The sequence below is a fragment of the Ramlibacter sp. genome (genome assembly GCF_041916345.1).
Taxonomy (GTDB): Bacteria; Pseudomonadota; Gammaproteobacteria; order Burkholderiales; family Burkholderiaceae_C; genus Ramlibacter.
On record NZ_JAYRZR010000135.1, the window covers coordinates 1 to 7,093 of the forward strand.

Consider the following 7,093-nt stretch of genomic DNA (forward strand, 5'->3'; position numbering starts at 1 on the left):
AGTAGCGCCTGAGGCCCTTTTGCTGCCACAGTCGACCACTCATGCGCTCGCGCAGGTGACAGCCCAGGAAGTCAAACCCCTCCTGGCCGTCCGTCAGCACCACGCGCCGCGTCTTCTGTGGGTGCAGCCTCAGCCCCAGCTTGGCCAGCACATGCTCGATGCGGCCCTGGCTTTCCTCGCAGCCCTGCGCTGTGCGGCACATCACCACGAAGTCGTCCGCGTACCGCACCAGTTCCCCCAGGTGCGCGCCATGTCTGGCCCACACCCGGTCCAGCACGTGCAGGTAGATGTTCGACAGCAGCGGCGAGATCACCCCACCCTGCGGCGTTCCCGCCACCGGGTGGCTCACCACGCCGTCTTCCATCACCCCCGCCTGCAGCCATTGTCCAAGCAGCTTGAGGATGCGCCGGTCGCTCACCCGCTGGCGCACCAGCGTCAGCAACTTGCCGTGCTCGATGCTGCCGAAGTAGTTCTCGATGTCAGCGTCCAGCACATGCTCGGCGCCTTCGCGGCTCAGTTGCCTGATGCGCTCCAACGCCTGCTGTGCACCGCGCCGGGGCCGAAACCCGTACGAGGCCGGCATGAAGTCCGCCTCGAAGATCGGCTCCAGCACCAGCTTGGCCGCCATCTGCACCACCCGGTCTTGCACCGTCGGTATGCCCAGGGGCCGCTTGCCCCCGTCTGCCTTCGGAATGTAGGCGCGCCGCACGACCTGCGCGCCGTACTCGCCTGCCCGCAGCACCTCGCCCACCTCCCCCAGGAAGCGTCGGACGCCGTACTGCTCGATCTGGCTGATCGTCACCCGATCAACCCCCGCTGCGCCCTTGTTGCGGCGCACTCGCCTCCACGCCTCGTGCAGGACGTCACTCCTGCATATCTGGCCGTACAACGCGTGGAAGCGCCTTCCCGGTGCCCGCTTGGCTGCGGCCCAGAGCTGCCTTTGCAGTTGTCGCACTTTGTCGGCGCAGTCGCCTGCACCGGGGTCGTTAGCGCCGGTCTGGCCGGGCATTCCCTCGCGCTTACCCGCTATCTCAGCATGACCACCGCAGGGACCCTTGCCTCCAGCCGCGTTTTGCCGCACGGCCTTCGTGGACGCGGATCGCTCCTCGTCCTTCGGTACTACGATCCCCTCGGACTCCCGCTGCGCGCGGCTCGACTTCGCCTTGGGCTTATACGAGCGCGCTTGCCCCGACAAGGGCTGCGCAGACGGGCCTCTCACGTTCCGCACCTGTCCTTGCACGCGTGCTGCGCCCCATACCCCGCCGCAGCCATCCCCGTGCTTCGGATCTCCCGGGGATGATGTTGCCTTCGCCGTGACATGAGCGGCTCGGCCTGCGGGTTGTAAATCTGTCGAGGCTGCAGGCTTCACTTCATGTTGCGGCCCGCGTGCTTGCTCCCCGTTGCACGGCTGTCGCCGCGTGGCGGGCTCTTGACGCCCCGCTCGGGCCGGGAGGTCTCCCTCCCCAGCCTGGGGCCTGCTACCCGGCGCTCCGACGCCTACCGGGACGGGACTCTCACCCGCTGGACATGCGCAGCATGCAGCAGCACCACCTCGCCCCTGCGGGTTCAGTCGCGCTTTTGCTTCGTGACGCACCATGCAGCCATTATCCGAAGGGCTGGTCTATCTCGACGAGCACCTGCTGGTGCTCGAAAAGCCCGCCGGCCTGCTGGCGGTGCCCGGCCGCGGGCCGGACAAGCAGGATTGCCTGTCCGCCCGGGCGCAACAGCTGTGGCCCGACGCGCGGGTGGTGCACCGGCTGGACATGGCCACCTCCGGCCTGTTCCTCATGGCGCGTGGCGATGCCATGCAGCGTCGCCTGAGCGCCCTGTTCGAGGCCCGGGCAGTCGACAAGCGCTACGTCGCCGTGGTGGCGGGCCACCTGGCACCGCCGCCGGGCGAGTGGGCCGAGATCGATCTGCCCCTGGCCGCCGACTGGCCGCGCCGGCCGATGCAGAAGATCGACGCCGAGCACGGCCGGCCCAGCCTGACGCGCTGGCGTGTGCTGGGGCACGATGAGACGGCCGGCACGACACGGCTGGAGGTGGCGCCCGTGACCGGCCGCTCGCACCAGATCCGCGTGCATCTGCAGGCGCTGGGACATCCGATCCTGGGGGATGCGCTCTATGCGCCTTCTGAACTGCGTGACCGGTCACCGCGCTTGCTGCTGCATGCGGCGCGGCTGGCGTTCGTGCATCCGGCGATGGGCGATGAGGTGGCGTTCGAGAGCGCCCCACCGTTCTGATGCCCCGTCGTCCCCGCGCAGGCGGGGACCCAGGAGGTGGCGGCTAGCGAAGACCTTCTGAATTCCCGCCTGCGCGGGAATGACGAGGCTTTGCCTGCGCGGGCATGACGGGGGTGCGGAACTCCGCCTCCCGTGCCGGGCTCTCACCTCCCACCGCCGGAGACCGCCATGCCCCCCATCGTTTCACGCCGCACCGCCACCGCCGCCCTCATCGCCCTGCCCTGGGCCTGGACGGGCGCGCGCGCCCAGCCGGCAAAGCCGCTCAAGCTCACGCCGTCGCAGACCGAGGGGCCGTTCTACCCGGTCAGGCTGCCCGACGATTCCGATGCGGACCTGCTGCGCAACGGCACCGCCGCCTACGGCAAGGGCCAGCCGGCCTGGGTGCAGGGCACGGTGCAGGATCTGCAGGGCCAGCCGGTCGCGGGCGCCCAGGTGGAGATCTGGCAGTGCGACCACGACGGCCGCTACCACCATCCCGGTGACGGCGGCCGCGCGGACCCCGCCTTCCAGGGTTTCGGCCGCGTCACCGTGGGCGCCGACGGCCGCTGGCGCTTCCGCACCATCCGGCCGGTGGCCTACAGCAGCCGCACGCCGCACATCCATGTGAAGGTGAAGCTGGGCCGGCATGAATTGCTCACGACCCAGCTCTACGTGGAAGGCGACCCGCACAACGAGCGGGATTTCCTGTGGCGCCGCCTGGGGGAAGACCGCGCGCTGCTGACGGTGCCGTTCCGGCCCGGCGCCGATGGCGTGCAGGCGAACTTCCCGATCGTCGTGCAGGCGTAGCATCGCCCCATGACCCAACGCCCCCTCACCCTTCTCACCGGCGCCTCGCGCGGCATGGGCCTCGCGATGGCGCAGCAGCTCGTCGCGGCCGGACACGAACTCGTCACGCTCTCGCGGCAGACGTCCCCCGCCCTGGCGCAAGCCGCCGCGGCCGCTGGCATCCCCTGCGAGCAATGGGCGGTGGACCTGGCGGACCCGTCCGCGGCGGCCAGCCGGCTGCAAGCCTGGCTGGCACAACGCGGCCCCGCCGGCGTGACGAGCCTCACCCTGATCAACAACGCTGGCGTGATCCCGCGCATCGCACCGCTGGGCGAGATCGATGCCGGCGACCTGGCCCGCGCACTGCGCGTGGGCCTGGAAGCGCCGATGCTGCTGACCTCGGCCTTCCTCGCAGCCACATCCGCGTGGACCATGCCGCGGCGGGTGCTCAACATCTCCTCCGGCCTGGGTCGCCGCGCCATGGCCTCGCAGGCCGCCTACTGCGCCGCCAAGGCGGGCATGGACCACTTCACCCGCTGCGTGGCGCTGGAAGAGGCCGGCCGGCCGAACGGGGCCCGCGTGTGCTCGCTCGCGCCCGGCGTGATCGACACCGACATGCAGATGCAGCTGCGCGGCGCCGACCCGGCCCTGTTCCCCGACATCGGCAACTTCCAAGGCATGAAGGACAAGGGCCAGCTCACCTCGCCCGAGGCCGCGGCCGCGCGGGTGCTGGCATGGCTGGACCGGCCGGACTTCGGCGCCAACCCCGTGGCCGACGTGCGCGACGCGTGAGCCCGGCCTGCGCAGAGGCCGCCAGGGCGGGCCCGCCCAACCGCCTCACTCCAGCGGGAACCGCCTGACCTGTTCCGCCAGCCGCGCGGCATCGCGACGGATCTGCTCGGCGAACTCGGCCGGCGTGCCGGTGTCCGCCTCGGCCCCGGCGGTGGCGATGACGGCCTGCACCTCGTCGGAGCGGCCGGCCTTGCGGATGGCCGCGGCCAGCGCCTCCACCACGGCCGGCGGCGTGTCGCGGGGCACGAACAGGCCGAACCACACGACGGATTGCGAGCCGGCCCAGCCGGCCTCCTCCGAGGTGGGCACGTCCGGCAGCACCGCCGCCCGGCGCGCGCCGCTGGTAGCCAGGATGCGCAGCTGCCCGCTGCGATGCAAGGGCAGCATGGTGTTGAGCGCCAGCGAGGCCAGCACCACCTGCCCGGAGGCCAGATCGGGCACGACCTGGCTCGACCCGCGGTAACTCGCCACCGGGAAGTCGGCCAGCCCCTGATCCAGCGCGAACTGGCGCATGCGCAGGCGACCACTGTTCTCCACCGCGGCGGCCGTGCAAGGTGGGCTTGCAGAGCGGCAATGCCGCACCAGATCCTCCAGCGAGCGGAATGGCTGCGCCCCGCCCGTCACCAGGGCCGCCGGTGCCGATGCGACGGCGACCACCGGCAGCAGCCGCGCCAGCGGGTCCACCCCTTTCAGTGCCGGCAGATGCCGCATCAGCAGCAGCGAGGGGATCTGCAGCAGCAGCGTATGGCCGTCCGCCTCGGCCTCCATCACGCGGCGCGTGCCGATGAAGCCGTCGGCCCCTGGCAGGTTCTCCACCACCACGGGCTCGGCCCACTGGCGCGCCAGTTGCCGCCCGACCGCCCGCGCCAGCGTGTCGTTGCCGCCGCCGGCCGCGTACGGGACCACGATCGTGACCGGCCGCCGCGGCTGCCAGTCCGATGCGAAGGCGGGGCGCATGCCCGCGAGCAGCAGCACGACGACCAGGAGGCGAATGGCAGGATGGTGCATGAGGCTGTTCGGATGCGCCGGCTTGCGCGATGATGCGCTCCGTGCCGCACCTTAGGCGAAATTGCGTACCCGCGCCAGCGCTAGAGTGAACGCTGCAACCTGCCCCTCATTCCCTCTGGAGACCCCCCATGACCCGTGAAGTCGTCGTCGTCAGCGCTGTCCGTACCGCCATCGGCACCTTTGGCGGCAGCCTGAAAGAGGCCCCGCCCACCCGGCTCGGCGCGCTCGTCGTGCGTGAATCGCTCGCCCGTGCCCAGGTGGCCGGCACCGACGTCGGCCATGTGGTCTTCGGCCACGTCGTCAACACCGAGCCGCGCGACATGTACCTCTCGCGCGTGGCGGCCATCGAAGGCGGCTGCGCCGAGGGCACGCCGGCCTTCAACGTCAACCGCCTGTGCGGCTCGGGCCTGCAGGCCATCGTGTCGGCCGCGCAGACCATCGTGCTGGGCGATGCCGACATCGCCATCGGCGGCGGCGCCGAGGTGATGAGCCGCGTGCCCTATGCCGACATGACGGCCCGCTGGGGCGCCCGCATGGGTGACGCGAAGCTGGTGGACATGATGGTCGGCGCGCTGCACGACCCTTTCCACACCATCCACATGGGCGTGACGGCCGAGAACATCGCCGCCAAGTGGGGCATCACCCGCGAAGACCAGGACCGCCTGGCGGTGGAAAGCCACAACCGCGCCGAGCGCGCCACGCAGGCCGGCTACTTCAAGGACCAGATCGTCCCCGTGGTCAGCAAGGGCCGCAAGGGTGACGTGGTCTTCGACACCGACGAGCACTTCCGCCCCGGTGCCACGATGGAAGACATGGCCAAGCTCAAGCCCGTGTTCATCAAGGAGAACGGCACGGTGACGGCCGGCAATGCCTCCGGCATCAACGACGCCGCGGCCGCCGTGGTGCTGATGGAGCGCAGCGTGGCCGAGGCCCGCGGCCTGAAGCCGCTGGCGCGCCTGGTGGGCTATGCCCATGCCGGCGTGGACCCGAAGTACATGGGCATCGGCCCGGTGCCGGCCTCGAAGAAGGCGCTGGAGAAGGCCGGCCTGAAGGCTTCGGACATGGACGTGATCGAGGCCAACGAGGCCTTCGCCGCGCAGGCCTGCGCGGTGACGAAGGACCTGGGCCTGGACCCGGCCAAGGTCAACCCCAACGGTTCCGGCATCTCGCTGGGCCACCCCATCGGCGCGACCGGCGCGCTGATCACGGTGAAGGCCCTGCACGAGCTGCAGCGCACGGGCGGCCGCTACGCGCTGGTCACCATGTGCATCGGTGGCGGCCAGGGCATCGCGGCGATCTTCGAACGCACCTGATCGGGCCTGGGCCACCGGCAGCACCGCATGGTCGAAGTCGAGGACCTCGTTTTCGACTACCCGGGCAAGCGGGCGCTGCACGGCGTGAGCCTCACGGTGCCCGCCGGTGCGGTGCTGGCGGTGATCGGCCCCAATGGGGCCGGCAAGAGCACGCTGCTGCGGGTGATCGCCGGCCTGGACGAGCCGGTCAGCGGCGCGGTGCGCGTGGATGGCGTGGACGTGCTGGCGCACCCGCGCGAGGCGCATCGCCGCCTGGGCTACCTGAGCGACTTCTTCGGCCTGTATGAAGAGCTGACGGTGCGCCAGGGCCTGCTGCATGCCGCCAGCGTGCGTGGCGTGCCGGCCGAAGCGCAGGCCGCCGCGGTGCAGCGAGCCGCAGATCTGCTGGGCCTGGCCGACCGCCTGAACCAGACCGCCGCGCAGCTCTCGCGCGGCTTGCGCCAGCGCCTCGCAATCGGACAGGCCCTCGTGCACAACCCCGCCGTGCTGCTGCTGGACGAGCCCGCGGCCGGCCTGGATCCGGAGGCCCGCGCCTCGCTCTCCGCGCTGTTCCGCCTGCTGCGGGGGGAAGGCACCACGCTGCTCGTCTCCTCGCACATCCTCGCCGAGCTGGAGGAGTATTCCACCCACATGCTGGCGGTGCGGGATGGCCGCGTCGCCGCGCTCACGGACCTGCAAGCGCCCGTGACGGCGGGCGTGCAGCGCCTGCGCATCGCCCTGGCCCACCCGTGGCAGGCGCCGCCCGGCTTCTGGCGCGACCAGGGCGCCGGCCTGCGCGAGCCGCCCGCCGCGCCCGCGCCCGGCCACGACGCGCTGTGGGTGGACATGCCGGGCCGGCACGAAGGGGCCGCGCGGCTGCTGCAGGCCCTGGTGGCCGCCGGCGCGCCCGTGTGCGAGTTCACCGTCCACCGCGAGAGCCTGGCCGACAGCTACCTGCGCAGCACGCAGGCCCGAGGGGAGGACCGGCCATGA

Annotated in this window: 7 protein-coding genes; 5 read left to right on the forward strand and 2 right to left on the reverse strand. The window is 71.5% G+C overall.

Annotation, left to right across the window (positions count from 1 at the left end):
- Positions 1–1,009, reverse strand: a 1,009-nt coding sequence (gene ltrA / locus ACE3T5_RS20370) for a group II intron reverse transcriptase/maturase (protein ID WP_374669938.1), incomplete at its 3' end; no start/stop codon positions are given.
- A 586-nt stretch (positions 1,010–1,595) separates the two neighbouring features.
- Between ltrA and ACE3T5_RS20375 the strand changes: the two genes are divergently transcribed.
- From ACE3T5_RS20375 to ACE3T5_RS20385, 3 genes are all read left to right on the forward strand, one after another.
- Positions 1,596–2,243: an RluA family pseudouridine synthase gene (locus ACE3T5_RS20375; protein WP_374669939.1), complete on the forward strand. Its 648-nt coding sequence runs from the start codon at positions 1,596–1,598 to the stop codon at positions 2,241–2,243.
- A 168-nt stretch (positions 2,244–2,411) separates the two neighbouring features.
- On the forward strand, positions 2,412–3,029 hold the full coding sequence (locus ACE3T5_RS20380) for an intradiol ring-cleavage dioxygenase (RefSeq protein ID WP_374669940.1): 618 nt from the start codon (positions 2,412–2,414) through the stop codon (positions 3,027–3,029).
- A gap of 9 nt (positions 3,030–3,038) precedes the next feature.
- Complete coding sequence (locus ACE3T5_RS20385; protein WP_374669941.1) at positions 3,039–3,800, forward strand: SDR family NAD(P)-dependent oxidoreductase; 762 nt, start codon at positions 3,039–3,041, stop codon at positions 3,798–3,800.
- Positions 3,801–3,845: 45 nt separating this feature from the next.
- Here the strand turns inward: ACE3T5_RS20385 and ACE3T5_RS20390 are convergent, their stop codons facing one another.
- Positions 3,846–4,808 (reverse strand): tripartite tricarboxylate transporter substrate binding protein, encoded by a 963-nt coding sequence (locus tag ACE3T5_RS20390; RefSeq protein ID WP_374669942.1) that lies wholly within the window; start codon positions 4,806–4,808, stop codon positions 3,846–3,848.
- A 128-nt stretch (positions 4,809–4,936) separates the two neighbouring features.
- On the opposite strand from ACE3T5_RS20390, the gene bktB reads away from it, so the two are divergent.
- Both bktB and ACE3T5_RS20400 read left to right on the forward strand, forming a co-directional pair.
- The gene (gene bktB / locus ACE3T5_RS20395; RefSeq protein WP_374669943.1) at positions 4,937–6,121 is read left to right on the forward strand and encodes a beta-ketothiolase BktB; all 1,185 of its coding nucleotides are present in this window, start codon (positions 4,937–4,939) and stop codon (positions 6,119–6,121) included.
- Positions 6,122–6,148: 27 nt separating this feature from the next.
- Complete coding sequence (locus ACE3T5_RS20400) at positions 6,149–7,093, forward strand: ABC transporter ATP-binding protein (RefSeq protein ID WP_374669944.1); 945 nt, start codon at positions 6,149–6,151, stop codon at positions 7,091–7,093.